General features: G+C 36.7%; 27 protein-coding genes and 1 pseudogene. 21 read left to right on the top strand and 7 right to left on the bottom strand.

All coding sequences use genetic code 11. The features are described 5' to 3' along the window. Positions 1–38 precede the first annotated feature (38 nt). The 3 genes from KPL75_RS08895 (at position 39) to KPL75_RS08885 (ending at position 3,425) form a co-directional block, all read left to right on the top strand. Positions 39–1,952, top strand: coding sequence for an ABC transporter permease (locus KPL75_RS08895; RefSeq protein WP_219920394.1), 1,914 nt, complete (start codon positions 39–41; stop codon positions 1,950–1,952). Between the two features lie 96 nt (positions 1,953–2,048). Next, the gene (gene pheA, locus KPL75_RS08890) at positions 2,049–2,900 is read left to right on the top strand and encodes a prephenate dehydratase (RefSeq protein ID WP_219920393.1); all 852 of its coding nucleotides are present in this window, start codon (positions 2,049–2,051) and stop codon (positions 2,898–2,900) included. 21 nt (positions 2,901–2,921) lie between these two features. Further along, entirely contained in the window at positions 2,922–3,425 is a 504-nt protein-coding gene (locus KPL75_RS08885; RefSeq protein ID WP_219920392.1) for a GNAT family N-acetyltransferase, read from the top strand. Positions 3,426–3,455: 30 nt separating this feature from the next. Here KPL75_RS08885 and KPL75_RS08880 read toward each other — a convergent pair whose 3' ends face one another. The 3 genes from KPL75_RS08880 to KPL75_RS08870 all read right to left on the bottom strand — a co-directional run bounded on the left by KPL75_RS08880 (position 3,456) and on the right by KPL75_RS08870 (position 5,869). Then, positions 3,456–4,103, bottom strand: coding sequence for an MOSC domain-containing protein (locus tag KPL75_RS08880; protein WP_219920391.1), 648 nt, complete (start codon positions 4,101–4,103; stop codon positions 3,456–3,458). 81 nt (positions 4,104–4,184) lie between these two features. Continuing rightward, complete coding sequence (locus tag KPL75_RS08875) at positions 4,185–4,727, bottom strand: transcription repressor NadR (RefSeq protein WP_002122754.1); 543 nt, start codon at positions 4,725–4,727, stop codon at positions 4,185–4,187. Continuing rightward, positions 4,727–5,869, bottom strand: coding sequence for an IscS subfamily cysteine desulfurase (locus KPL75_RS08870; protein ID WP_219921085.1), 1,143 nt, complete (start codon positions 5,867–5,869; stop codon positions 4,727–4,729). Before KPL75_RS08870 ends, KPL75_RS08875 begins: the two co-directional genes overlap by 1 nt. 153 nt (positions 5,870–6,022) lie before the next feature. On the opposite strand from KPL75_RS08870, the gene nadB reads away from it, so the two are divergent. The 5 genes and pseudogenes from nadB to KPL75_RS08845 all read left to right on the top strand — a co-directional run bounded on the left by nadB (position 6,023) and on the right by KPL75_RS08845 (position 12,828). Next, entirely contained in the window at positions 6,023–7,552 is a 1,530-nt protein-coding gene (gene nadB, locus KPL75_RS08865; protein ID WP_219920390.1) for an L-aspartate oxidase, read from the top strand. Positions 7,553–7,570: 18 nt separating this feature from the next. Next, on the top strand, positions 7,571–8,404 hold the full coding sequence (nadC, locus tag KPL75_RS08860) for a carboxylating nicotinate-nucleotide diphosphorylase (RefSeq protein WP_219920389.1): 834 nt from the start codon (positions 7,571–7,573) through the stop codon (positions 8,402–8,404). 30 nt (positions 8,405–8,434) lie between these two features. After that, the gene (nadA, locus tag KPL75_RS08855; protein WP_219920388.1) at positions 8,435–9,541 is read left to right on the top strand and encodes a quinolinate synthase NadA; all 1,107 of its coding nucleotides are present in this window, start codon (positions 8,435–8,437) and stop codon (positions 9,539–9,541) included. 234 nt (positions 9,542–9,775) lie between these two features. Then, positions 9,776–9,932, top strand: a pseudogene (gene safA, locus KPL75_RS27795) (SafA/ExsA family spore coat assembly protein); the annotation flags it as partial. 2,239 nt (positions 9,933–12,171) lie between these two features. Further along, positions 12,172–12,828, top strand: coding sequence for a YhcN/YlaJ family sporulation lipoprotein (locus KPL75_RS08845; RefSeq protein WP_219920386.1), 657 nt, complete (start codon positions 12,172–12,174; stop codon positions 12,826–12,828). A 32-nt stretch (positions 12,829–12,860) separates the two neighbouring features. On the opposite strand, the gene KPL75_RS08840 is transcribed toward KPL75_RS08845, so the two are convergent. Continuing rightward, positions 12,861–13,295, bottom strand: a complete 435-nt coding sequence (locus KPL75_RS08840; protein ID WP_219920385.1) for a branched-chain amino acid ABC transporter substrate-binding protein — start codon at positions 13,293–13,295, stop codon at positions 12,861–12,863. Positions 13,296–13,681: 386 nt separating this feature from the next. On the opposite strand from KPL75_RS08840, the gene KPL75_RS08835 reads away from it, so the two are divergent. The 5 genes from KPL75_RS08835 to KPL75_RS08815 all read left to right on the top strand — a co-directional run bounded on the left by KPL75_RS08835 (position 13,682) and on the right by KPL75_RS08815 (position 17,004). Further along, positions 13,682–13,978 (top strand): transposase, encoded by a 297-nt coding sequence (locus KPL75_RS08835; protein ID WP_016096828.1) that lies wholly within the window; start codon positions 13,682–13,684, stop codon positions 13,976–13,978. A gap of 8 nt (positions 13,979–13,986) precedes the next feature. Next, positions 13,987–14,868 (top strand): IS3 family transposase, encoded by an 882-nt coding sequence (locus KPL75_RS08830; RefSeq protein WP_219917553.1) that lies wholly within the window; start codon positions 13,987–13,989, stop codon positions 14,866–14,868. A 176-nt stretch (positions 14,869–15,044) separates the two neighbouring features. After that, a complete protein-coding gene (locus tag KPL75_RS08825; protein WP_219920384.1) occupies positions 15,045–15,365 on the top strand; it encodes an ArsR/SmtB family transcription factor in 321 nt (106 codons plus the stop codon). Positions 15,366–15,432: 67 nt separating this feature from the next. Further along, complete coding sequence (locus tag KPL75_RS08820; protein WP_219920383.1) at positions 15,433–16,368, top strand: DMT family transporter; 936 nt, start codon at positions 15,433–15,435, stop codon at positions 16,366–16,368. 120 nt (positions 16,369–16,488) lie between these two features. Then, the gene (locus KPL75_RS08815; RefSeq protein WP_097830581.1) at positions 16,489–17,004 is read left to right on the top strand and encodes a BofC C-terminal domain-containing protein; all 516 of its coding nucleotides are present in this window, start codon (positions 16,489–16,491) and stop codon (positions 17,002–17,004) included. 11 nt (positions 17,005–17,015) lie between these two features. On the opposite strand, the gene KPL75_RS08810 is transcribed toward KPL75_RS08815, so the two are convergent. Continuing rightward, positions 17,016–17,960 carry an iron-hydroxamate ABC transporter substrate-binding protein gene (locus KPL75_RS08810; protein WP_219920382.1) on the bottom strand — a complete coding sequence of 315 codons (945 nt, stop codon included), beginning with the start codon at positions 17,958–17,960 and terminating at the stop codon, positions 17,016–17,018. A gap of 188 nt (positions 17,961–18,148) precedes the next feature. On the opposite strand from KPL75_RS08810, the gene ruvA reads away from it, so the two are divergent. From ruvA to yajC, 6 genes are read left to right on the top strand one after another with little or no spacing between them, the layout of a single operon-like run. After that, on the top strand, positions 18,149–18,766 hold the full coding sequence (ruvA, locus tag KPL75_RS08805) for a Holliday junction DNA helicase RuvA (protein ID WP_002112013.1): 618 nt from the start codon (positions 18,149–18,151) through the stop codon (positions 18,764–18,766). 5 nt (positions 18,767–18,771) lie between these two features. Further along, positions 18,772–19,773: a Holliday junction branch migration DNA helicase RuvB gene (gene ruvB, locus KPL75_RS08800; protein WP_000344470.1), complete on the top strand. Its 1,002-nt coding sequence runs from the start codon at positions 18,772–18,774 to the stop codon at positions 19,771–19,773. After that, a complete protein-coding gene (locus KPL75_RS08795; protein ID WP_219920381.1) occupies positions 19,770–19,970 on the top strand; it encodes a DUF2905 domain-containing protein in 201 nt (66 codons plus the stop codon). The genes ruvB and KPL75_RS08795 overlap by 4 nt, the downstream gene beginning before the upstream one ends. A 19-nt stretch (positions 19,971–19,989) precedes the next feature. Continuing rightward, positions 19,990–21,042 carry a tRNA preQ1(34) S-adenosylmethionine ribosyltransferase-isomerase QueA gene (gene queA, locus KPL75_RS08790; protein ID WP_219920380.1) on the top strand — a complete coding sequence of 351 codons (1,053 nt, stop codon included), beginning with the start codon at positions 19,990–19,992 and terminating at the stop codon, positions 21,040–21,042. 12 nt (positions 21,043–21,054) lie between these two features. Next, positions 21,055–22,194 carry a tRNA guanosine(34) transglycosylase Tgt gene (tgt, locus tag KPL75_RS08785; protein ID WP_000125371.1) on the top strand — a complete coding sequence of 380 codons (1,140 nt, stop codon included), beginning with the start codon at positions 21,055–21,057 and terminating at the stop codon, positions 22,192–22,194. Between the two features lie 27 nt (positions 22,195–22,221). Next, complete coding sequence (yajC, locus tag KPL75_RS08780) at positions 22,222–22,482, top strand: preprotein translocase subunit YajC (RefSeq protein ID WP_087982119.1); 261 nt, start codon at positions 22,222–22,224, stop codon at positions 22,480–22,482. A gap of 37 nt (positions 22,483–22,519) precedes the next feature. Here the strand turns inward: yajC and KPL75_RS08775 are convergent, their stop codons facing one another. Then, on the bottom strand, positions 22,520–22,903 hold the full coding sequence (locus KPL75_RS08775) for a TIGR04086 family membrane protein (protein WP_219920379.1): 384 nt from the start codon (positions 22,901–22,903) through the stop codon (positions 22,520–22,522). A 103-nt stretch (positions 22,904–23,006) separates the two neighbouring features. Here KPL75_RS08775 and KPL75_RS08770 point away from each other — a divergent pair, with 103 nt between their 5' ends. Continuing rightward, a complete protein-coding gene (locus tag KPL75_RS08770; protein ID WP_219920378.1) occupies positions 23,007–23,663 on the top strand; it encodes a DUF421 domain-containing protein in 657 nt (218 codons plus the stop codon). Between the two features lie 29 nt (positions 23,664–23,692). Here KPL75_RS08770 and spoVB read toward each other — a convergent pair whose 3' ends face one another. After that, the gene (gene spoVB / locus KPL75_RS08765; protein ID WP_219920377.1) at positions 23,693–25,252 is read right to left on the bottom strand and encodes a stage V sporulation protein B; all 1,560 of its coding nucleotides are present in this window, start codon (positions 25,250–25,252) and stop codon (positions 23,693–23,695) included. A 187-nt stretch (positions 25,253–25,439) separates the two neighbouring features. Between spoVB and KPL75_RS08760 the strand changes: the two genes are divergently transcribed. Beyond that, positions 25,440–25,724 carry a post-transcriptional regulator gene (locus KPL75_RS08760; RefSeq protein WP_002112000.1) on the top strand — a complete coding sequence of 95 codons (285 nt, stop codon included), beginning with the start codon at positions 25,440–25,442 and terminating at the stop codon, positions 25,722–25,724. Positions 25,725–25,727 lie beyond the last annotated feature (3 nt).

The raw sequence follows: 25,727 nt of genomic DNA, 5'->3' as shown, positions 1-25,727 counted from the left end.
GCTTTTTACCTATGTAGTAAGGTACAGGAGGACGATAGATGAACATTTGGCAACTGGCGCTACAAAATATAAAGGGAAATTGGCGTAATTATAAAGTGTTTTTCTTAAGTAGTTGTTTTGCAATATTTGCGTCTTTTGCATATATGTCTGTTATTGTACATCCGTATATGCAAGAGACGATGTGGTATCAAAATGTACGCTGGGGACTTATCATATGTAATGTTATAATTATTTCTTTTTTCGTTATATTTATTTTGTACTCTACTTCTATTTTTATAGAAGCACGTAAGAAAGAATTAGGGTTATATATGTTAATGGGAGCAACGAAATCTAACGTAATAGGAGTGATTATGACCGAGCAAATATTGATCGGAATTTTCGCTAATATTTTCGGTATTGGGCTTGGCATGATTTTTTTGAAACTCTTTTTTATGGTATTTAGTATGTTACTTCATCTTCCGAAAGAACTCCCTGTCATATTTGACATGAGAGCGGTTGGTGTAACGTTTGTTACATATATGCTCGTCTTTGTTCTGTTATCTTTTATAAGTGCTTTACGTATATGGAATATAAAAATCATACGGTTATTAAAAGAATTTCGAACAGATAAACGAGAGAGGAAAACATCAAAATGGCTTTGTTTATTCGGTTTTGCTTGTTTAGGGACGGGATATGCGTTAGCGCTACAAGTGACGATGACAACGATAGCATTATACTTTTTTCCTGTTGTTATATTAATTTCTTTTGGAACGTATTTCTCATTTACACACGGCGTTACACAAATATTAGAAATGCTAAAACGAAATAAAAAGATTATGTATACATATCCGTATTTATTTATAGTGAATCAATTATCACATCGCATGAAGGAAAATGGTCGCTTTTTCTTCATGCTGTCTATGGCAACGACGTTTGTAGTTACAGCAACAGGTACAGTGTTCTTATATTTTTCTAGTATGCAAGATATGTGGCGGGACGGAGGAGTACACTCATTTTCATACATAGAAAAAGGTGCTTCTTCCCATGAAGTTTTTGAGGAGGGGGCGGTTGGAAAATTACTACATCAATATGGGTATGATGATTTTCAATTTATGAGTTTTGTTGGAGTGTATGCATCCTTTCAATCCAATAAGGGAGAAACAGAAGCGGCACCGCTTATAAAGGAAAGTGAATATAATCAAGAGGCGAGAAAACAAAAACAGAAAACATATTATCCTAAAAAAGGAACAATTACACTTGTTTATTATAATAAACGCAATCATCCGAATGTATATAATCAAAAAGAGATTCAATTACAAGTAATGAATCAAATGCATCAATTCGCATTTAACGGTCAGAAAGAAGGGATACAATTTAACTATCACCCTGCGCACATTAATGGTCTGTTCTTCGTCATGAATGATGCGGATTTTGACAGTATAGCAAATACAATTCCGGATTCTGAAAAAATGATATATAGAGGCTACACATTACCAAATATTGAAAATACGAAGAAATTAAATGAAGATTTACGGAAACATATGAAACAAGATAATAATGATGCATTTCGAAGTAATATGGAGTTATATGTGAATATGAAAGAAGGCGGCGATATTACTCTATTTTTAGGTTCATTCATTAGTATATTATTCTTTCTCACTTCATGTAGTATCGTATATTTTAAATGGTTCCATAATATTGCATCGGATCGAAAGCAGTACGGAGCACTATCTAAACTTGGAATGACGAAGGAAGAAGTATGGAAAATTTCTCGTTGGCAATTATGTATGTTATTTTTTGCGCCTATTATAGTAGGAAGTATGCATAGTGCTGTTGCGTTATATACGTTTCATAATACTTTCTTTATGGACGGTTCATTAAGAAAAGTGGGCTTGTTCATTCTGTTTTATATCTCTGCATGTATCATCTATTTCTTCTTCGCTCAAAGAGAATATAGAAAACATATAGACTAGTGAAGACTAGTCTTTTTTTAATATTCGAAATTTACATAGAAGAATATAAAAAAGTATGGTATAACAGTAAGAAAACGAAAAAGAGGGGAAAAGACGATGATTCGAGTAGGATATTTAGGACCAGAGGCAACATTTACAAATATGGCGGTGAGTCGTTTTTTTCCGGAAGCAGAGCATGTGCCGTACCGAACGATTCCAGATTGTATAGATGCAGCTGCAAATGAAAATGTAGACTTTGCAGTTGTACCGTTAGAAAATGCGATTGAAGGTTCAGTAAATATAACGGTTGATTACCTCGTACATGAGCAACCACTTTCCATTGTAGGAGAAATTACAGTACCAATTCAGCAGCATTTACTCGTGCATCCACATTATGCAGAAGTATGGAAAGAAGTATATGCAGTGCATTCTCATCCACATGCTATCGCTCAGTGTCATAAATTTTTAAATGAAGAATTAAAAGGGGTAACCGTTCGAGATATGACATCAACAAGTGCCGCTGCACAATATGTGAAAGAACATCCTGAAGAAAAAATCGCCGCCATTGCAAATGAAGCAGCGGCAGAAAAGTACGGATTAACAATTGTAAGACGTGATATTCATACGCATAAAAACAATCATACACGTTTCCTTGTTCTCCATAAGAAAAGGAAAGCAGTACTCCCGAATAACGGAGAAAATCGCGGCGAGAAAACGACGCTTATGATAACGTTACCTGCAGATTATGCGGGAGCGCTATATCAAGTGTTATCAGCTTTCGCATGGAGAAAATTAAACTTATCCAAAATTGAATCGCGCCCGATGAAAACAGGTCTTGGAAATTACTTTTTCTTAATCGATGTCGATAAAGCATACGATGACGTATTATTGCCAGGCGTAACGATGGAACTTGAAGCACTTGGTTTTTCTGTTACTGTATTGGGGAGTTATTCTTCTTATTGGTTGTAAGATGTGAGGGGGCTGTTAAACTTGCTTGAAACGAAACGTTGTTTATTAAATCCAGTTCATGAATTAGATTACGAAAGTATAAAAGAACTATATTTAAATGAAGAAGTGAGAAAATATCTTGGTGGACCGCGTGAAAAAGAGTCGATTAGAGATGTTTTGAATGATATGTTGCATCCGGAAGAAAACTGTTGGTATTGGATTGTTAAAGAGAAGGAAACAAAAGCGTTTTTGGGAGTAGTATCGCTCGATCCAAATGATGTTAATAAAGATATTGAAGTATCTTATCAATTTTTACCGATGTACTGGGGAGTTGGCTATGCAACAGAAGTTGTTCAAGCTGTAATTCAGTATGGTTTTCGGGAATTACATTTATCAAAAGTAATTGCAGTAACACAAATGGCTAATATACCTTCGCGTAAACTTTTAGAACGGTTATGTATGAAATTAATTCAAACGTATTATCAGTTTGGGGCAGAGCAAGCTGTCTATTCTATTGAATCAACAGAAATAATTTTGCTAGATTAATAAAATCCCACCTGCAGAAGGTGGGATTATTTATTTTAACTTCGCAAGACGATCCTCTAACTGACCACGCCAAATATCCGCTAGTTCAGGGACAGCGAGAATCTTTTCAATGCCATCTTTATCTTTTCTATTATGGAAATAGATTTCGTTAGAGAACAAAACAGATACATTGTTTGATGGACGCTCTAGTAATGTAATTTTAGAATCTTTACGTACAGTACCTTCTTGAAGAACGCGGCATAAGTAGCCAGTAAATCCAGTTGCTACAATGCGTGGTAAAATGCCAGGAATACCGAGACGTTTTGAAATTGTACTACAAGGTACGCGAGCTTGTGTTACTTGAATGATTGCTTCGCCTAGTTGATATGTATCTCCGATGCATACGTCACGCTCTAACATATTTGTTACGGTAATGTTTTCGCCAAATGTGGAAGCAGGGAGCGCTGTTTGAAATTCCTCTTCCCATAGTGCGTAATGCTCGTGTGGGTACACACAAACGGCGCGGTCAGGTCCGCCGTGGTGTTTTAAATCCGCTACGTCATCACCACGGAATCCATCTTTTGAGAGAAAAGCTTCTTCTGTAAGTTCTTTACATATACCAGTAATCATTTCTTTATCTTCGCCATATTTCATTTGTTTCGGTTTACCGGTGCTAAAGTGAACGAGTTCAATTCCCATATTTGATCCCCTTTACAATTGATTACAATATTATAACATTAAAAAAAGCACAGAGAATGATAAAAAACTCTGTGCTTTACATTAATAAACGAGAAATCCAGCGCGGTCCAGTGCATCACAAGCGGCATCTAATTTCTCTTTAGAATCTGCTTCAATTGTATGTAAGTGAATGCCATCTGTTAGTTGTGAAAGATAGGAAGCGTTTGTGTTTTCGATTTTTTGTAAATATTGCTCTACATCAAAGCGATTACTTACCATAATTGATGCTGTTAAGTCACCGTATACAGGATGCTCAACTTTTACGTCTTTAATCGTAACGCCGTGGTCAACTAACATGGTAAGCTCTTGACGTACTTCTGCTGGTTTGTGTTGGCATACGATTACGCGTTCAAAAGCTTGTTGCCTTGTTTGTGGTTTTAAATATAAATACCCTTGTGCAGTCGCAATAATTGGTTCATTTCGTGCTTTTAGTAAGGAAATGTCTTGAACGATAACTTGCCTACTTACGTTTGTCTTTTTAGATAGTTCGTTTCCAGATAACGGTTCATTTGCAGCGAGAAGCCACTCGAGGATGAGTTGTCGTCTTTCTTCGCCTAAAATCTTTTTTTGATCATTTTGTTTCATTATGATTTAACACCTCTATAAAATTGATTTCCAATTGTGTGTAGTGCATGAATAGTTGTATCAATTTGTTCTTTCGTTGTGTGATGTCCGAAAGAAAAGCGGACATATTGTTTTGCCTCTTCATACGTTTTTCCAATTGCGAGCATTGTTTTTGAAGGTTCTTGTTTACCGACTTGGCAAGCACTACCAGTTGAAACGGCAATACCATGTCGATTACATTCTAACATCGTATATTGACCTTCTATTCCTTTTATTGTAACCCCAATAATATGTGGTAAACAAGCTGTAGAATGTCCTTCCACTTCAATTTCTAGCGGAATTGTTTGCAATTGCTCTAAAAAATAAGATCGTAATTGTTTAAAACGAAAGCCTTCTTCCTTTTGATTCTTTAATATATGCTCTGCGGCTGTTAAAAAAGCAGCAATTCCAGGAACGTTCACTGTACCAGGGCGAAAGCCTTTTTCATGAGAAGTTCCCGGAAATACTTGTTCCCAGCGAACTTGCGGATTTATATAGCAAGCTCCAACTCCTTTTGGTCCGTATATTTTATGGGCTGAAACAGAGAGACTATCAATGTCCATCGCTGTAACGTCTATTGGAAGTTTACCAAACGTTTGAACACAATCCGAATGAAATAAAACATTATATTTTTTTAAAAGTGCCCCGATCTCTGCAATGTTTTGAACGGTCCCGATTTCAGAGTTTCCGTGCTGTATACTTGCTAGAGCAGTATCTTCTGTAATAGCTGCTTCTAAATCTACTAAATGAATTATCCCACTTTTATCGACAGGAATCTCAGTAATAGTATAACCTTGCGATTGTAAGGATTGAAAATAACTTCGAATCGATGCGTGTTCCATAGGTGTCGTAATAATGTGCTTTCCATTTCTAGCATTTAGAAGGGATTGAATCGCAAGGTAGTTAGATTCTGAACCGCCGCTTGTAAAGAATACACCTTGTTCCTTACCCCCAATCATTTCTGCAAACGTTTCTCTACAAACTTGTAATAAAGATGATGCGCTTCCGCCGATATCGTGTAAACTTTGTTCATTTCCGAAATATGTTTTTGCCGCTGCTATATATGTTTCTAAAGCTTCTTCGCTCATAGGTGTTGTTGCTGCGTAATCAAGATATATCATTATATAATTTCCTCTCTTTAGTAAGAGTGATATTAATTTTCGTTCTTAGAATGATAATGAAAATAAGAATTGTAAAAAAACTCTTGTCATTATTTTAAAACTATGTAAATATAGGTGTCAAGACAGTTGAAAAGTGTAAAGTAGGAGGCAATAATTATGCCAAGTGCAGATGTCTTAATTATTGGAAGTGGCGTTGCAGCGCTTCGTGTTGCGAAGGAGCTTTGTCACGAGAAGAATGTGATAATTATCACAAAAAAAACAGGATGTAATAACAATACACATTTAGCTCAAGGAGGAATTGCAGCAGCTGTTGCTACATATGACGATCCGAGTGGGCATTTTGAAGATACATTAGTGGCAGGTTGCCATTATAACAACGAAGAAGCAGTTTGTTATTTAGTTGAAGAGGGACCTAAAGAAATAAGTAAGCTTATTACAAATGGAATGAAATTTGATGGGGATGAAAAAGGGCTCCACCTTGGTAAAGAAGGAGCGCATCAAAAACGGCGTATTTTACATGCGGGAGGAGATGCAACTGGTAAAAATTTATTAGAGCATTTAATACAAGAAGTAGTTCCGAACGTTACTTTCGTTGAGCATGAAATGGTGCTCGATTTTATTATAGAAAATAATAAATGCATAGGAGCTTTAACGCGAAATAGTGAAGGGAAGCTGAAGCATTACTATGCTGATAATACGGTGTTAGCATCAGGAGGAATAGGTGGTTTGTACGCCTTTACATCGAATGATGAGACAATTACAGGCGATGGACTTGCGATGATATATCGAGCTGGGGGAGAACTTGTTGATTTAGAATTTGTACAATTTCATCCGACGATGTTATACGTGGACGGGCGATGTTGTGGTCTCGTTTCTGAAGCAGTCCGTGGTGAAGGAGCTGTCCTTATAAATGGAAAAGGACAGCGTTTTATGATGGATATACATCCCGGGAAAGATCTCGCACCGCGTGATGTAGTGGCAAGGGCTATTCATGAACAACTTCTTGCGGGTGAAAAAGTGTACTTAAACATCGAAACCATTCAAAACTTTGAACAACGTTTTCCGACCGTCTCATCATTATGTAAAAAGAATGGTGTGGATATAAAAGAAAAGCGTATTCCAGTCGTACCTGGTGCTCACTTTCATATGGGTGGCGTGAAGACGAATTGTGACGGGGAGACGTCTATTTCAAATTTATATGCAGTCGGTGAAGTGGCTTGTAATGGTGTTCATGGTGCGAATAGATTGGCGAGTAATTCATTATTAGAAGGTCTTGTGTTTGGAAGACGAATTGGAAAACACATTTTAGCTAAACCAGCACAAGAAAGAAAAAGTCTGCCAGAAGAGAGAGAAAAAAGCTTTATAGCTCTTAATGATTTACCGTTGAAAGAAGAAATACAGGAATACATGATGAAGTATGTTGGCATTGTGCGAACAGAGAAAAATTTATCATATGCAAAGAGATGGTTTAGTAGGTACGGTGTGCGAAATATGATATTACAATATGATGCTCTTACAAATGATGAGATAACGCTTATTAATATGTTAACAGTTTGTGAGCTTATAACAGTATCAGCTTTGGAAAGAGAAGAAAGTATTGGTGGCCATTATCGCATTGATTATCCAAAAAGAAATAAAGTAAGGGAAGAAATTGTTCGAGTGAGAAAAAAACTACAACTTGTTTAATAGGGGAAGAGGGGTTTTATGAACACGTTAAAAGTTAAGGAAGCACTAAATAGATTTTTTCTAGAAGATATAGGGGAAAGAGATGTAACATCTCAGCTTATTTTTCCAAACAATTTACTTTCGAAAGGAACGTTTCTTGCGAAGGATACAGGGGTCTTTGCGGGACGCTTAATAATTGAAGAAGGATTTAAATTAATTGATCAGAGAATTGAAGTTGAGCTTCATAAAAAAGATGGGGATCTTGTAGAAAAAGGTGAAATAATTGCAACCGTGCAAGGCCCAATCGCATCATTATTAACGGCAGAGCGCGTTATATTAAACGTTATTCAGCGTATGAGCGGGATAGCGACGATGACACGTAAGGCAGTTCTTGCTTTAGATAGCAGTCATACACGCATTTGTGATACGCGAAAAACGATGCCAGGACTACGTATGTTTGATAAGTATGCAGTCGTGTGCGGAGGTGGATTTAACCACAGATTCGGTTTATATGATGGTGTCATGATTAAAGACAATCATATTGCTTTTGCTGGCTCGATTACAAAAGCTGTTATATCGGTAAAAGAAAGATTGGGACATATGGTGAAAGTAGAAGTCGAAACAGAGACAGAGGCGCAAGTGAGAGAAGCGATAGAGGCCGGCGCAGATATTATTATGTTCGATAATCGCACGCCAGATGAAATTCGTGAGTTCTCAAAAATTGTACCAAGTGCCATCGTTACGGAGGCGTCAGGCGGCATTACAATTGAAGATTTAGCGAAGTACGGAAAAACAGGGGTAGATTATATTTCACTTGGAGCGTTAACACATTCGGTAAAAGCACTCGATATTAGTTTTAACATTGAGGCGTAATGAAAGTGATTTAGAGGGGGAGGATCATAAATGAGTATTTTAGAGAAGGTTCAGCCGATTGAAGTAATGTTACCAGAGCGTTATCAAACGATGTCTACATTAGAGATGGAGGAGCGTGTCCGTGAAATTAAAGGAAAAATGGGGGCATTACTATTTATTCCAGGTCACCATTATCAAAAAGATGAAGTGGTACAATTTTCAGATGCAGTAGGGGACTCACTGCAACTCGCGCAAGTTGCAGCGAGTAATAAAGAGGCAAAATATATTGTGTTTTGTGGTGTGCACTTTATGGCAGAAACGGCAGATATGTTAACGACAAATGATCAAATTGTCATCTTACCAGATATGCGTGCCGGCTGTTCTATGGCAGACATGGCAGATATTGAACAAACAGAAAGAGCGTGGAAAGAGCTCACGAAATTATTTGGGGATACGATGATTCCGTTAACGTATGTAAATTCAACAGCTGCGATCAAAGCGTTTTGCGGTCGTAATGGAGGGGCAACAGTAACCTCTTCCAATGCAAAACAAATGGTGTCTTGGGCGTTTACACAAAAAGAGCGTCTCGTTTTTTTACCAGATCAACATTTAGGAAGAAATACAGCGTATGATTTAGGTATCCCTTTAGAGAAAATGGCAGTGTGGAACCCGCATACAGATTCGTTAGAGTACGATGGAGATATAGAAGAAATTCAAGTGATTTTATGGAAAGGCCATTGTTCTGTTCATCAAAATTTCACTGTGAAAAATATTGAAAATGTGCGAAAAAATCATTCGGATATGAATATTATTGTTCACCCTGAATGTTGTTATGAAGTTGTTGCCGCTTCCGATTATGCAGGATCGACGAAATATATCATTGATATGATTGAAGCTGCTCCAGCGGGAAGTAAGTGGGCGATTGGTACAGAGATGAATTTAGTGAACCGAATTATTCAGCAACATCCTGATAAAGAAATTATTTCGCTAAATCCGTTTATGTGTCCTTGTTTAACAATGAACCGAATTGACTTACCTCACCTATTATGGGTACTTGAGAACATAGAAAGAGGAGAACAAATTAACGTTATTCGTGTAGAGAAACAAGTAACAGAAGAGGCAGTTTTTGCATTAAATCGTATGTTAGAGCGTGTTTAAAGCAGCGGAATTTCCGTTGCTTTTTTTCGTACATATAATCATAAGAAGAATGAAAGAGGCATACATTGTGTTGAGGAAATCATTGCGATTTTTCTATGCTTATTCCACTTCGAATCATATTGAAAATAGAAGAAGTGATAAAAGTAAAAGAAGTAAAAGAAGTTAATGTTGTTTAGAAAGTGTTACTTCAAAGTGTTTTTTACTTATAGATAAGTTATACAGGAGGGGGAAAATTTGAAAATTCATATCGTCCAAAAAGGGGAGACCCTTTGGAAAATTGCAAAAAAGTATGGAGTGGATTTTGAGACGCTAAAAAAAACAAATACACAGCTTAGCAATCCAGACCTAATTATGCCAGGGATGAAAATTAAAGTGCCATCGAATAGCGTTCATGTGAAACAACAGACTGGATCGGGTTCAGCGCCCCCGAAACAATATGTAAAAGAGGTACAGCAAAAAGAGTTTGCATCAACACCAACTCCACTTGGAATAGAAGATGAAGATGAAATTATGTACCAATCAGTACCTATTACACAGCAACCAGCTATGCAACAAACACAAAAAGAAATGCAGGTAAAGCCGCAAAAAGAAATGCAGGTAAAGCCGCAAAAAGAAATGCAGGTAAAGCCGCAAAAAGAAATGCAGGTAAAGCCGCAAAAAGAAATGCAGGTAAAACCGCAAAAAGAAATACAGGTGAAGCCGCAAAAAGAAATGCAAGTGAAACCACAAAAAGAAGTACAGGTGCAGCCACAAAAAGAAGTACAAAAAGAGAAACCAGTTGAAAAACCGTCAATTATTCAAAAACCATCTGTTATAGAAAAACAAAAGCCAACTACGAAGGAGAACACTAAATTTTCCGTTAATGTATTGCCACAGCCACCGCAACCACCAATTAAAGCGAAAAAAGAATATAAAATTTCAGATGTAATAAAAAAGGGAAGCGAGTTAATTGCTCCTCAAATTAATAAAATGAAACCTAACAACGTCATTTCTCCGCAAACGAAAAAAGAGAATATAGGGAACATAGTCTCACCACAAGTGAAGAAAGAGAATGTAGGGAACATAGTCTCACCACAAGTAAAGAAAGAAAATGTAGGGAATATAGTCTCACCGCAAGTAAAAAAAGAAAATGTAGGGAATATAGTGTCGCCGCAAGTGAAAAAAGAAAATGTAGGAAGCATAGTGTCGCCGCAAGTGAAAAAAGAAAATGTAGGAAGCATAGTGTCGCCGCAAGTGAAGAAAGAGAATGTAGGGAATATAGTGTCGCCGCAAGTGAAAAAAGAAAATGTAGGAAGCATAGTGTCGCCGCAAGTGAAGAAAGAGAATATAGGGAACATAGTCTCACCAAACGTATCAAAAGAAAGTGTTATTATCCCGCAAGTAATACCGCCTAATATTCAAGTACCGAACATAATGCCAATAATGGATAACAATCAAATGCCAAATATAATGCCGATAATGGATAATAATCAAATGCCAAATATAATGCCGATAATGGATAATAATCAAATACCAAACATGATGCCAATAATGGATAACAATCAAATGCCAAACATAATGCCGATAATGGATAACAATCAAATACCAAATATAATGCCGATAATGGATAACAATCAAATACCAAATATAATGCCGATAATGGATAACAATCAAATGCCAAATATAATGCCGATAATGGATAACAATCAAATGCCGAACATGATGCCGATAATGGATAACAATCAAATGCCGAACATGATGCCGATAATGGATAACAATCAAATGCCAAACATGATGCCTATAACGGATAACAATCAAATGCCAAACATGATGCCAATAATGGATAACAATCAAATGCCGAACATGATGCCGATAATGGATAACAACCAAATGCCGAACATGATGCCGATAATGGATAACAATCAAATGCCAAACATGATGCCGATAATGGATAACAATCAAATGCCAAATATGATGCCGATAACGGATAACAATCAAATGCCAAACATGATGCCAATAATGGATAACAACCAAATGCCGAACATGATGCCAATAATGGATAACAATCAAATGCCGAACATGATGCCAATAATGGATAACAATCAACCACCGAATATGATGCCATATCAAATGCCATATCAACAGCCAATGATGCCGCCATATCCGCATTATCAGCAACAAAATCCATACAATCAAATGCTGCCACAATATACTTCTATGCCAAATCCAAATATGATGCCAATGGATAATAATATGCCACCACTTGTGCAAGGGGAAGAAGATTGTGGGTGCGGAGGAGAGAGTAGGTTATATAGTCCTCAGCCAGGTGGACCACAATACGCCAATCCTTTATATTATCAACCGACTCAGCCAGCATATGCACCGCAGCCAGGAACGATGTATTATCAGCCAGATCCACCAAATGTATTTGGAGAACCAGTTTCAGAAGAAGAGGATGAAGAGGAAGTTTAAAAAAGGTGGGGTTATTCCCGCCTTTTTTGTATTCGTGATGGTCAGGAATATGGTGAATTTGCATTAAATGCTAGAAAATTCCTAGTGAAATATTAACAGTGTAAAAAACCTCTCTATTACTCATCATAAGGGGGAGCTTTTCGAAAGAGAAGTTCATTCTAACAAGGGGGGTTTTTGTATTGAATACGAAAGTAAAAGTTATTGCTGCTTCTTTGTTAGTTACCAGTGCGTTAGCTGCATGTGGTACACCTAAAGAGAAAACTGCGATGGACGGGCGTAATTATAATTACGAGCGTACATCTTATAATGATACACATCCAAATCGTGATAATGTAACGCGTAACGGTTATACAGATTATGTAACATACCGAAATGGAAACATGTATGATTACCGAAACGGTACTGGATCTAATTATTATCGTGATGTAAATTACAATGGACAAATTGCTAATCCGCATCCAACACGTAATATTACAATGAACAATTCATACATTAACAATGATGGTAAAACTGCAGAAAAAATTACGAATCGTGTGAAACGTATGAATAACGTAGAGCGAGTTTCTACAGTTGTATATGGAAACGATGTAGCGATTGCGGTAAAACCACGTAATACAGGGACAGATGAAACAGCAATGGCAAACGAAATTCGTCAAGCTGTTGTGAATGAAGTTGGAAACAGAAATGTGTACGTCTCTGTAAGAAATGACATGTTTACTCGTGTCGATGCAATGAGTACACGTCTACGTAATGGTACAGTTACAAATGATTTCAATCGTGACATAACAAATATGTTCCGAGACATTCGTTACGGTCTGACTGGTACAGTACGATAACAAATCAAAGAGGAAGGGATAGCCCTTCCTCTTTATTCGTCTTTATCTGCTAAACGACGTTTTTTAATGAAATAACTAATGGAATAAGAAGCTAGAAAGCATACGAAGAGGACACTACCTGTAAGGATAGCCTCAAACAGCGGTCTCTCGGGACTGAAAATGATATAAATAATAGCCATAATAATTCCAATAATAAGAGAGCGTAAGACGATTTTGTAATAAGGAGTTAACTTCATTTCTTTTTCGTTTTCTTCTACATCGATTGAAACGCTTAACTGTAAATAACTAAGTAACATACTTGTAAGTATAAATAATAACCATAATGGAGATTTTGTAATTTGATCGATTCCTTCAGAAAATCCGATATAGCCTAAAATTCCGATTATCCCAAGTGATTGAAAGAGAAAGGCAATACGTATGTTTTTTAACGTTTGAAGAATGAGGCGTTCATCTTTAATTTTTTTCAAAGTATTCATCTCCTGTTTATTATGATTTCGCTGTTATACTAATTGTAATATATACATTACATTTATCCATTTATAATTTACATATACTTCGATTGGATGAAAAGAGAAAGAAAAATATGTTTAGAAACATGTTGCGCTTTTATCTTATTAATGTTATATTAGCAAAGCGATGAGCTAATTTACGTAAGTCGAGAGATATGCTTAAGTGCTAAACACGCGAATGTGGTCGCCTGGTCTCTCGCCGTAAACGCATCAAGACGCCTGCTTTGCAGGCGTCTTTCATTTTATACAAATGCAAAGAGAAGAATGGAGGAATGATATGATCCCCTTATAGTAGACAGGAAAAAGAAAGCGCATTACCCTGTTTACTATGGAGGGGATTTTTTATGGGGAAAATTAGAGTCACTTACGATGTAGAATTTAAGAAACAAGCTATAGATTTATACTTAAAAGACGGCATGAGTTATAAAAACATTGCGAAAGAATTAGGTATTCATCACTCGGTTGTAAGTCGTTGGGTGAAACACTTTGAAGCTGAAGGAATCAAAGGACTAGAAGAAAAACGCGGTAAAGCGAAAGGACCAGGTTTAGGTAGACCAAGGGTTAGACCCGAAGATCCAGAAGCTAAGATCAGACGATTAGAAGCGGAAAATGAAATGTTAAAAAAGCTCTTAGGGATGTAAAAGGAGGAATGAAAGTCGTATCCAAAACGAAAAAATTCGAAGTCATCCATGAAATGACAAAAACAGGTTATACAGTGACCATTCTATGCGATATTGCTGGTGTAACCAGAAGTGGGTACTACAAATGGATAAAACGGCATACGACGCCTTCAAAAAAACAATCAGAGGATATCGAAATTAAGAAAAAGATATTGGCGTGTCATAAAAAATTAAGAGGAATTTATGGATATAGAAGAATACAAGTGTGGCTGAAAGCCACATATAACCTTTATTTGAATCATAAGCGCATCCAAAGATTGATGCGTGAACTAGGTATCAAAGCCGTAATTAGGAAAAAACGACCTTATTACGGAAAAAAAGAAGCTTATGTGATTTCAGAGAACCATCTAAATAGGGAGTTTCAAGCTTCAAAACCGAATGAGAAATGGGTAACCGATATTACCTATTTGATTTTCAATGGACAGCGCTTGTACTTATCCGCTATTAAGGATTTATACAATAATGAAATTGTTGCCTATGAAACCAGTCGTAGAAACGACTTGAAACTTGTGTTAGATACACTGAAAAAGGCAAAGAAAAAACGAAATGTGAAGGGAATCCTTTTACATAGTGATCAAGGGTCCCAGTATACATCTCGTCAATATAATCAATTACTTAAAAAATATCAGATGAAGGCAAGTATGTCTCGAAGAGGCAACTGTTGGGATAATGCTTGTATGGAAAACTTCTTCAGTCACTTTAAGGCAGAGTGTTTTCATTTACACTCCTTCCATAAAGCGAATGAGGTCAAACTTGCCGTGCGTAAATATATGCACTTTTATAATCATCAAAGATTTCAAAAGAAATTAAATAACCTGAGTCCATATAAATATAGAACTCAGGTTGCTTAGTTGCGCTTTTTAAATACTGTCTACTTGACAGGGGTCACTGCAGAATCCGGTCTTCTCTTTTTTTATTGCTTTAAAGTCAGAAAATAAAGTTATTTACAAGTGTATGTGAAAGGGTTACTATTGGGTGGTAATATATTACATGTATTTCAGGTGTAAAAGGTTGGGATGAAGAGAATATGAAGAATTTTGAATGTAGAAATACGGAAGTGGTGTTAGAAAAATTTCAGATCGTAACACCTATATTTCAGGCGCTAGGAGATGCGAATCGTCAGCAAATTATTATGTTGTTATTAGAAAACAAACAGATGAATGTAACACAAATAACAGATGAAATGGGGATTTCTAGACCAGCTGTTTCACATCATTTGAAAATTTTAAAACAAGCAGAACTAATTGTAGCGGATCGAAATGGAAAAGAAATTTTTTATTCTATAATAGCCGGAGAATTTTTAAAACAGGTAAAGGATTTACTTCAAGCAATAGAGTCAAATTATTAATTTTTTTTAACTAACATGTAAACAAGTTTAAACTTTTAAACTTGTTTACATGAAAGGGGTAATAAAAATGAACAGAATAAACCGTATGTATGTAATTATGTTACTTGTTCCTTTGTTTTGGGGTGGATCTTTTGCAACAGCAGAGCATGTTATTACTGAAATTCCACCGATTACCGCGGCAACAATTCGTTTTGGTTTAGCTGGTTGTATTTTAATAGGCATAGTTTTTATGAAATCTGAGTGGAATACAAGTTTGTTATTAAAGAATTGGAAAGGGTTGCTATTTGTATCACTAACAGGTATTTTTGGCTACAATGTTTTTTTCTTTATGGGACTTAACTATACTTCCACTATGAATGGCTCACTTATTATTGCTACAATGCCCGTTTTTGTAACATTGGGAGCAATATTATTTTTTAAAGAGTCTTGGAGTATAAAAGTGGGAATAAGTTTAATTTTGTCCCTTATCGGTGTAATAGTTGTTATTACGAGTGGTTCAATGAATATACTTATGTCTTTGTCATTTAATAAGGGAGATCTTTTATTTATAGCGGCTTTAATTTGTGGGGTGTTATATAGCTTAACAGGAAAAAAAGTTATGCGTGGCATATCCCCTTTGTTAATTACAATGAGTATGACGGTATTAGGTACTGTGTTTTTAGCAGGCCTTTCTCTATATGAAGATGGATGGAGAAAGGTTTTAACGCTTTCTTTACAAGGATGGATAGAAATGTTGTATATGGTCATATGTGGAACGTTAATTGGATATATCGTGTTTAATAAAGGAGTAGAAGAGCTAGGTGCAAGCAAAGCGAGTATGTATTTAAATCTAACTCTAACTCCTATTGTGGCTACTGGTATATCAGTCGTATTATATGGAGCAGCTGTTACGTGGCAACAAATAGTTGGGATGATAATCGTATTAATTGGGGTTTATATAGCAACGGTACAATCAAATAAAGATATAAAAAAGCTTTCACATAATCAATATGTTTCGAAATAGGTAGAAATAATTGGACTCTATAAGTCTTAATGGGAGCAATCTATGAATTAGGGATAAAACCCCCATTTCCGGAAAAACTACAAATGAAAGTATGATTTTGCCTAGAAGAGGTGAACGGAAATGAAATGGATACTAATTGCATTGCAAGCTTTCGTTATGATGTTTTGCTTAGCTTATGGATCCGATGTGAGGGCAGAAGTAGTAGAAAAAGAACCTCAAGTTACAATTTTATTAGAGCGCATGTATGTTGATGGAGAAGTAAGTGAGGAAATACTGACAGAAAAAGTAGCGGATTTAGAAAAGTTTTTGCAGCAATATAAAGAATGGCAACTTGTTGATCGTGATGATGTACAAATTGTATTACAAAAGAAAGTTGATGATATTTCTCCTTTACTGAAAACGAGCGGTTATTTTGGTGTTTCAGAGGAAGGGATATTGCAAATTTTCAAAGGGGTACCGAAAAGTGATAACGCGATCCACTCCTTCTTTCAAATTGATATGAAAAAGCTTGAGAGTTATGAGCGTGCGAAATTGAAACGTGGTATTCGCATAAAATCAAAAGAAGGTTTTGTGAAGACAATCGAAAAAATGAAGCAGTACGCAGTGCAAAATAAGAAAAAAAGCAGCTCATGGTGAGCTGCTTTTTTTTATTTATTTTTAGCTAAAATTTCTTTTGCAATTTCATCAATTAGCATATCTTTTCCGATTGGATTGAATGCTTTCGTATTGAAGGATTCATTTGATACTTCATATACGTGATTGTTTTTTACTGCTTTATTATCTTTCCAAACGGCACTGTTTTTATAGTCTTCGTACACTTTATCAGCTTCTCCGCCGAAGTTTACAATAAACATTTGATCAGGCTGGAATGCAACAAGACCTTCTAGTGATACTTGTGCCATCGTTTGTTTTAAATCTGTACCTTTTGTTGCTGGAAGCTTTAGATCGTTAAAGAGTATGTCACCATATCCGAAGCTACCGTATACACGGAAGTTTTGTGGTGTTACTGCAACGAACATAAAGTTCTCATCTTTTGTTTTTTCTTTAATTTTTTTAGATAAAGACTCTGCTTTTTTATCGTAGTCTGCAATCCATTTATCAGCTTTTTTCTCTCCGTCAAATAGTTTACCTACTTCTTTAAACTTATCGCGCCAGTCTTCTAGATTTGTTTCTAGAACAACTGTCGGTGCAACTTTTTCTAGTTGATCATAAATTTTCAATTGACGATTGTTTAAAATAATTAAGTCTGGTTTTAAAGCAGTAACAGCCTCTAGGTCAACTTTAGGCGCCCAGTACCAGCCGACTGCTTTTACTCCGTCTAGTTTGTCTGTTAAGTGATTTTGGATTTTATCTTTATATGTGTTTGCTGTACCAACAGGTTTATGTCCAAGGATTAATAATTCCTCTGTTGATCCAGATAAATCAACAATTCTCTTTGGATTAACTGGAATTGTTGCTTCCCCTTTAGCGTGTTTTACAACTTTCGTTTTCGGTTGTTCTGTTGCTTTTGATTCTTCTTTTTGAGAAGAACAGCCAACGATAGAAAGAACAACTAGCATAATAGTAAATAAAATAAATAGCTTTTGTTTCATCCTGATGTAACCCCTTTAATTAATATTGATAATCATTATCGACATTTGTATATTAAGGGGCTTTATACTTTCTGTCAATGGAAAATAACAGAAGTTTCAAATGGAGAACATTTGTTGGGGCATTCTCGCTTTTCTATTGTTAAATATGTTAAAATGGAATACATGATTTGAGAGGGAGAGATCGTATTTTGTTTGAATATGTTACAGGTTACGTGGAGTATGTAGGACCGGAATATGTCGTAATTGATCATAATGGAATTGGTTATCAAATTTTCACACCAAATCCGTATGTATTTCAAAGAAGTAAGCAAGAAATTCGTGTCTATACATATCATTATGTGAGAGAAGATATTATGGCACTTTACGGATTTAAGACACGTGAAGAGCGTTTATTATTTACAAAGTTGTTAGGTGTGTCTGGCATTGGACCAAAAGGTGCTCTTGCAATTCTAGCTTCTGGTCAAACAGGACAGGTTGTTCAAGCTATTGAACATGAAGATGAGAAGTTTTTAGTTAAATTCCCAGGTGTTGGAAAGAAAACGGCACGCCAAATGATTTTAGACTTAAAAGGAAAACTAGCAGATGTCGTGCCAGATGCATTTGTTGATCTGTTCTCAGATGCCGAAAGTTTTGATCAGAAGAAAGGTTCATCAACTGAGCTTGATGAGGCGCTTGAAGCACTAAGAGCACTTGGTTACGCAGAGAGAGAAGTTTCTCGCGTTGTACCAGAATTATTAAAAGAATCACTTACAACGGATCAGTATATCAAAAAGGCACTTAGTCTTTTACTAAATGGTAAGAGGTGAGTATAATGGACGAACGTCTCCTTTCAGGGGAATCTGGATACGAAGATGCGGATTTAGAGTATTCATTACGGCCACAGACGCTCCGTCAGTATATTGGCCAAGATAAAGCGAAACATAATTTAGAAGTGTTTATTGAAGCGGCGAAAATGCGTGAAGAAACGTTAGATCACGTACTTTTATATGGACCACCTGGACTTGGTAAAACGACGTTGGCAAATATTATTGCCAATGAAATGGGTGTTAACATTCGAACAACGTCAGGTCCTGCAATTGAAAGACCAGGAGATTTAGCAGCGGTATTAACAGCACTTCAGCCTGGAGATGTATTATTTATTGATGAAATTCATCGTTTGCATAGATCAATTGAAGAAGTGTTATACCCAGCGATGGAAGACTTTTGCCTTGATATCGTTATTGGAAAAGGACCGTCAGCACGTTCTGTACGTCTAGACTTACCTCCATTTACGCTAGTTGGGGCAACGACGCGTGCAGGTGCATTATCAGCACCACTTCGTGACCGTTTTGGTGTACTTTCACGATTAGAGTACTATACAGTAGATCAGCTTTCTGCGATTGTAGAACGTACAGCAGAAGTGTTTGAAGTTGAAATAGATTCGTTAGCTGCATTAGAAATTGCAAGACGTGCCCGTGGTACACCTCGTATTGCGAATCGTCTATTACGACGTGTACGTGACTTCGCACAAGTTCGCAGTGACGGAACGATTGCGATGGAAATTACACAAATGGCGTTAGAATTACTGCAAGTAGATAAATTAGGACTTGATCATATCGATCATAAATTACTGCTTGGTATAATTGAGAAATTCCGTGGTGGCCCAGTTGGGTTAGAAACAGTTTCGGCAACGATTGGAGAAGAATCTCATACGATTGAAGATGTATATGAGCCGTATTTATTACAAATTGGCTTTTTACAACGAACTCCAAGAGGCCGGATTGTAACTCCGCTTGCATATGAACATTTCGGAATGGAGATGCCAAAAGTATGACGGAGATGCCCAAATTGCTTATAACAGCAGGTATCTTACTCATTGTTGTTGGCTTAGCTTGGAAGTTCATTGGAAGGCTTCCAGGCGATATTTTTGTGAAAAAAGGTAACGTTACCTTTTATTTTCCTATCATTGCATGTATTGTGTTAAGTATTGCATTATCTTTTATTATGTATATAATAAATCGATTCAAATAAGAAATAGGTGGATACAGTTATGGATATTAATCTGTTTGATTTTCATTTACCAGAAGAACTTATTGCACAAGTCCCGCTAGAGGAGCGTGAAACATCAAGATTAATGGTGTTAGACCGTGAAACTGGCGATATTGAGCATAAACATTTTACGGACATTCTTTCTTACTTACATGAGGGGGATTGCTTAGTTTTAAATGAAACGAAAGTTATGCCTGCTCGCTTGCACGGTGTGAAAGAAGATACAGGCGCGCACATTGAAGTGCTTCTTTTGAAACAAGAGGAAGACGATAAGTGGGAAACGCTTGTTAAGCCAGCGAAACGTGTAAAAGAAGGGACTGTAATTTCTTTTGGCGAAGGGAAATTAAAAGCAACTTGCACAGGAACTGCAGATCAAGGTGGACGTCAGCTTGAATTTTCATATGACGGCATCTTCTATGAAATTTTAGATGAACTTGGGGAAATGCCACTTCCTCCATATATTAAAGAGACACTGGAAGATCGCGATCGCTATCAAACAGTATATGCGAAAGAAATCGGTTCAGCAGCAGCGCCGACGGCTGGACTTCACTTTACAGAAGAGTTACTCGAGAAATTGAAGCAAAAAGGCGTCGGGTTAGCGTTCATTACACTTCATGTAGGGCTTGGAACATTTAGACCAGTTTCTGCTGATACGATTGAAGAACACCATATGCACGCAGAATATTACCATATGTCTGAAGAGACAGCGGCATTATTAAATCGTGTGAAAGAGAATGGTGGACGTATTATTACGGTAGGTACGACATCAACTCGTACGTTAGAAACAATTGCGACAGATCATGAAGGCAAGCTTTGTGCTGCTTCTGGCTGGACAGATATTTTTATGTACCCAGGTTATGAATTTAAAGCAATTGATGGTTTAATTACAAACTTCCATTTGCCGAAATCAACATTAATTATGCTTGTAAGTGCATTTTCAAATAGAGATAATGTACTTCATGCTTATAATGAAGCAGTAAAAGAAAAATATCGTTTCTTTAGCTTTGGTGATGCGATGTTCGTTGCATCTCACGCCAAAATGAGAAACAAATAAAAGGAGTAAATTATGACAGCAATTCGGTATGAATTTATTAAAACTTGTAAACAAACGGGTGCGCGTTTAGGCCGAGTACATACGCCGCACGGCTCATTTGATACACCAACATTTATGCCAGTTGGTACACTTGCAACAGTTAAAACGATGTCACCAGAAGAATTAAAGGCAATGGATTCGGGTATTATCTTAAGTAATACGTATCACTTATGGTTACGTCCAGGTCATGAAATTGTACGCGAAGCAGGCGGTTTGCATAAATTTATGAACTGGGACCGTGCGATCTTAACGGATTCTGGTGGTTTCCAAGTATTCAGTTTAAGTGACTTCCGCCGTATTGAAGAGGAAGGCGTTCACTTCCGTAACCACTTAAATGGAGATAAATTATTCTTATCACCAGAAAAAGCGATGGAAATCCAAAATGCATTAGGTTCAGATATTATGATGGCATTTGATGAGTGTCCACCATTCCCAGCTACTTTTGAATATATGAAGAAATCTGTAGAACGTACAAGCCGCTGGGCAGAACGTTGCTTAAAAGCACATGAACGTCCACAAGATCAAGGTTTATTCGGTATCGTACAGGGCGGAGAGTTTGAAGAGCTTCGTCGTCAAAGTGCGAAAGACCTTGTTTCAATGGACTTCCCTGGTTATGCTATAGGCGGTCTATCTGTTGGTGAACCGAAGGATATTATGAATCGTGTACTTGAGTTTACAACACCACTTCTTCCAGATAATAAACCACGTTACTTAATGGGAGTAGGTTCTCCTGACTCGTTAATTGATGGTGCAATTCGCGGTGTTGATATGTTTGACTGTGTACTTCCAACTCGTATCGCTCGAAATGGTACATGTATGACAAGTGAAGGTCGTTTAGTTGTGAAAAATGCGAAATTTGCTAGAGACTTCGGTCCGCTTGATCCAAACTGTGATTGTTACACATGTAAAAATTACTCTCGTGCGTACATTCGTCACTTAATGAAATGTGATGAAACGTTCGGAATTCGTTTAACGTCTTATCACAACCTTCATTTTCTGTTAAACTTAATGGAGCAGGTGAGACAAGCTATTCGTGAAGACCGTCTTGGCGATTTCCGCGAAGAGTTCTTTGAACAGTATGGCTTTAATAAACCGAATGCTAAAAACTTCTAATACATAATTTAAAAGGAGGAACACAAGATGAATCCAGGTATGATGAATATCGTTATGATTGTTGCGATGTTTGCGATTTTCTATTTCTTATTAATTCGCCCGCAGCAAAAGCGTCAAAAAGCAGTTGCTCAAATGCAAAATGAAATCAAAAAAGGTGATGCTATCGTAACAATCGGTGGCTTACACGGTACAATCGAATCAGTAGATGAAACTTCAATCGTTGTTAAATCTGGTGGTTCACACTTAACTTTCGATCGCAATGCGATTCGTGAAGTTGTGAAAAACTAATGAGGAAGGCCCTGCATGAAATGTGCAGGGCCTTTTTTTAGTTATTTTGCTTTGACATATTTACACCGAAAATACCACCGAGTGTACTCGCACCCATTAATGCTAATTGGTAGAGTAACTGTGAGTTCGATAAAGTTTGAGAGAAGCCTAAATAGTTAACTAGAAAAACAAGTATGGCGAATGTAAGTCCCGTTGTGAAACCTACTAGCCAACCTTTACCTTGCGCCTTTTTGCCAGCAATAAACCCAGACATAAGCATAGATAGAAGAGCTAGTATCAAAATAGTAACGGTTAATGTCCCTTCATTCATATTCGTAAACTTTAATAATAGAGCTATAACCATGCTAGTAATAGATGCGAGGATAAGTAGTGTAATAATGCCGAAGCCGATTGCACTCGATAATTTTTTCGTTCCATCCATTATGCATTCCCCCTTTTTAATACAAGCATATTTTCATTTTGTTTAAGTTAGACTAGTTTCTTTTTTGTAGGGGAGCCTATAAGTAAAAAAAGGGGATGTAGAAATGGAATGGGTATCAATAATCGGACGAACCATGCTTTTGTATACAATCATTTTAATTATTTTTCGTTTTATGGGTAAACGTGAAATTGGAGAATTAAGTGTATTAGATTTGGTTGTATTCATTATGCTCGGTGAAATGGCTGTAGTGGCAATTGAAAATACAGATAAATCACTTTGGCATCAATTAGTTCCAATGACTTTTCTTATGTGTATACAAATCGTTTTGTCGGTCATTTCTTTAAAGTTTCAGCGTTTTCGGCATTTAATAGAAGGGGAGCCTGCGATTCTTGTGAATGCAGGTAAAATTGATGAAAAAAAGATGCGGAAGCAGCGATATAACATAGATGATCTATTGATGCAACTACGTGAGCAAGGAATCGGAGATGTGCGTGATGTAGAATACGCTATTTTAGAACCATCTGGAAAGTTATCTGTCTTTCAAAAACAAAAAAGTAAAAAGAGTAAAAATGATACACCAATTTTTACACTCCCACTAATTATTGACGGAGAAATTCAATACAATCATTTGCAAATGATTGAGCATACAGATGAATGGCTCGTTGAGAAATTGAATAACTTAGGCTATAAAGATGTGAAACGAATTTTATATTGTAGTTTTCAAAATGGACAATTTTTTGTTGATTTGAAAGAAAACTAGAGGCTTACCATTTTGAATGGCAAGCCCGCTTACTTCAAAAATGAAAGTTTACGAATGATAGGGAGCCGACTTAATTCTTCTTTTCGAATGAGTTTGAAAACGAAGAGGAGAACGATATAAACGATTGTTGTTAAGGTGATCTCCCATAATGTTTGTACGCCAAGTGAATGAGAAAAAACGATATGCTTATGAAGATAAAAACCAAAGGTACCAGCAATCCCGATAGCAATTCCGCCGAAAATATAGTCTTTTGCATAAATGGTAAATGTAATTTTCTTTAAAACAGTGGCGTAGTGAAGGAATGTTACCGTCACTATATTTGCTGCGATGGCGAGAGCAACCCCCATCATTTGGAACTCTGGGCGTGAAGCGAGTACAAAGATAACGATTAATTTTACGATAGCGCCAATAAATGTGTTCATCATAGCAGCGCGTGCTAAGTTTAAAGCTTGCAACACAGATGTAAGGGGACTTTGGAAATAATGAAATAAAAAGCAAGGTGCAAGAAGCTGGATGAATGCGGTCGCGTTGTCTGAACCGTACATGAGAGTTAAAACAGGAGAAGCAAATACATATAATATAACGACTGACCATCCGCCGGTTATTAATGAAATGCGAAGTGCTTGTTGTAATCGGTGTTCCACTAATTTGTGTTGTCTCTTTGCCATTGCCTCGCTAATTGATGGGACGAGTGCTGTAGAAAGAGCGTATGTAATAAAGGCTGGCAGTGATAGAAGCGGGAACGCATAACCGTTTAACATACCGTATTGCTGAGTTGCAACAGAAGCAGCAACGCCGGCGACCGCTAAGCTTTGCATAACGACGATAGGTTCAAAGAAATAAGAAATGGAACCGATCAAACGGCTTCCTGTAGTTGGGAGTGCAATGTCCATAAGGGAATAAAATGTATTTTTGCTCTCCTTTACAGTAGTGAAAAATCCAGAGCGTATAGATAAATGTTTTTCGCGTTGGAATAAAGTAAGTAAAAATAATAAAGATGCAACTTCGCCAAGAACAGCTGATAGCATGGCGCCGGCTGCAGCATATTCTACGCCATAAGGTAAAAATAAACGAATGCATACAGCGATAATTGTAATGCGGACCACTTGCTCCAAAACTTGGGCATAAGCACTCGGTTTCATATTTTGTTTCCCTTGGAAGTAACCACGTAAAACAGAAGAAACTGCAATAACTGGAACGACAGGTAAAATAGCCATTAATGGATAGTAAGTTCTTTCATCTGTTAATAATGTTTTTGCTAAAATAGGTGTGAGTAGCATAATCGCAATTGTTAAAATGATACTAATAATGGATGTAACGGCTAGCGAGACAGTTAATATTTTTTTAACTCTTTGTTTATCGTTCACTGCTTCCGCCTCTGCTACAAATTTTGCGATTGCAACAGGAAGGCCAATTTGTGTTAGTGTAATTGCTAAAATGAAGGTGGGGACAGCCATCATATAAAGACCAACGCCTTCTTCGCCTAAAATACGTGCCATTACAATGCGGTTAATAAATCCAAGGATTTTTGTAATAAAGCCAGCTATCATTAAAATAAATGCACCTTTTAAAAAGCTTTGTCTCGTCATACTCTTCTCCTACCTTCTCAAAATCAATGGAATGATTTACAATAATTTATATGCACGTATGAGACAAGAATGACAAGCATTTAAGAGAGTAAAGTGTGAATGGTACTCTTGAAAGAAGTTATTACTGTCCATTAGAGCGGGATTAAAAGCGACTTTTCGTGCTGAAATAAGAAGGAGATGTTTATATATGTTGGATAAAGAGGCTTTGGTAGAATCATACCGCGGACAGTTACAAGTCGTTTTAGAAAGTAAAGTAGAAGAGTTTCAAATGTTCGGTTACGACCGAGTGACAGATAATGATATTTGGAAGTTTCTCAAGGCGAAAAAGTGGAAAAAGATAGACAGTGATGTTAGGTTATATGAATTAGTAAATGATGTATTAAGAGTAAGTACTAATGAATATATGAATTATTTAACTGTTGAAGCATATCAAGCACCACTTTGGTCGTTTGATGAATATGAAAATAAATAACCG

It is taken from the genome of Bacillus sp. NP247 (assembly GCF_018966865.1).
Lineage (GTDB): Bacteria > Bacillota > Bacilli > Bacillales > Bacillaceae_G > Bacillus_A.
This window is presented reverse-complemented; position numbering and strand designations above follow the sequence as displayed.

What these genes read in the sequence shown, in the direction of transcription:
- KPL75_RS08895 (WP_219920394.1), top strand. Translation starts at nt 39, where the DNA reads ATGAACATTTGGCAACTGGCGCTACAAAATATAAAGGGAAATTGGCGT.
- pheA (WP_219920393.1), top strand. Translation starts at nt 2,049, where the DNA reads ATGATTCGAGTAGGATATTTAGGACCAGAGGCAACATTTACAAATATG.
- KPL75_RS08880 (WP_219920391.1), bottom strand. Translation starts at nt 4,103, where the DNA reads ATGGGAATTGAACTCGTTCACTTTAGCACCGGTAAACCGAAACAAATG.
- KPL75_RS08875 (WP_002122754.1), bottom strand. Translation starts at nt 4,727, where the DNA reads ATGAAACAAAATGATCAAAAAAAGATTTTAGGCGAAGAAAGACGACAA.
- nadB (WP_219920390.1), top strand. Translation starts at nt 6,023, where the DNA reads ATGCCAAGTGCAGATGTCTTAATTATTGGAAGTGGCGTTGCAGCGCTT.
- nadC (WP_219920389.1), top strand. Translation starts at nt 7,571, where the DNA reads ATGAACACGTTAAAAGTTAAGGAAGCACTAAATAGATTTTTTCTAGAA.
- nadA (WP_219920388.1), top strand. Translation starts at nt 8,435, where the DNA reads ATGAGTATTTTAGAGAAGGTTCAGCCGATTGAAGTAATGTTACCAGAG.
- KPL75_RS08835 (WP_016096828.1), top strand. Translation starts at nt 13,682, where the DNA reads ATGGGGAAAATTAGAGTCACTTACGATGTAGAATTTAAGAAACAAGCT.
- KPL75_RS08830 (WP_219917553.1), top strand. Translation starts at nt 13,987, where the DNA reads ATGAAAGTCGTATCCAAAACGAAAAAATTCGAAGTCATCCATGAAATG.
- KPL75_RS08825 (WP_219920384.1), top strand. Translation starts at nt 15,045, where the DNA reads ATGAAGAATTTTGAATGTAGAAATACGGAAGTGGTGTTAGAAAAATTT.
- KPL75_RS08820 (WP_219920383.1), top strand. Translation starts at nt 15,433, where the DNA reads ATGAACAGAATAAACCGTATGTATGTAATTATGTTACTTGTTCCTTTG.
- KPL75_RS08815 (WP_097830581.1), top strand. Translation starts at nt 16,489, where the DNA reads ATGAAATGGATACTAATTGCATTGCAAGCTTTCGTTATGATGTTTTGC.
- KPL75_RS08810 (WP_219920382.1), bottom strand. Translation starts at nt 17,960, where the DNA reads ATGAAACAAAAGCTATTTATTTTATTTACTATTATGCTAGTTGTTCTT.
- ruvB (WP_000344470.1), top strand. Translation starts at nt 18,772, where the DNA reads ATGGACGAACGTCTCCTTTCAGGGGAATCTGGATACGAAGATGCGGAT.
- KPL75_RS08795 (WP_219920381.1), top strand. Translation starts at nt 19,770, where the DNA reads ATGACGGAGATGCCCAAATTGCTTATAACAGCAGGTATCTTACTCATT.
- queA (WP_219920380.1), top strand. Translation starts at nt 19,990, where the DNA reads ATGGATATTAATCTGTTTGATTTTCATTTACCAGAAGAACTTATTGCA.
- tgt (WP_000125371.1), top strand. Translation starts at nt 21,055, where the DNA reads ATGACAGCAATTCGGTATGAATTTATTAAAACTTGTAAACAAACGGGT.
- yajC (WP_087982119.1), top strand. Translation starts at nt 22,222, where the DNA reads ATGAATCCAGGTATGATGAATATCGTTATGATTGTTGCGATGTTTGCG.
- KPL75_RS08775 (WP_219920379.1), bottom strand. Translation starts at nt 22,903, where the DNA reads ATGGATGGAACGAAAAAATTATCGAGTGCAATCGGCTTCGGCATTATT.
- KPL75_RS08770 (WP_219920378.1), top strand. Translation starts at nt 23,007, where the DNA reads ATGGAATGGGTATCAATAATCGGACGAACCATGCTTTTGTATACAATC.
- spoVB (WP_219920377.1), bottom strand. Translation starts at nt 25,252, where the DNA reads ATGACGAGACAAAGCTTTTTAAAAGGTGCATTTATTTTAATGATAGCT.
- KPL75_RS08760 (WP_002112000.1), top strand. Translation starts at nt 25,440, where the DNA reads ATGTTGGATAAAGAGGCTTTGGTAGAATCATACCGCGGACAGTTACAA.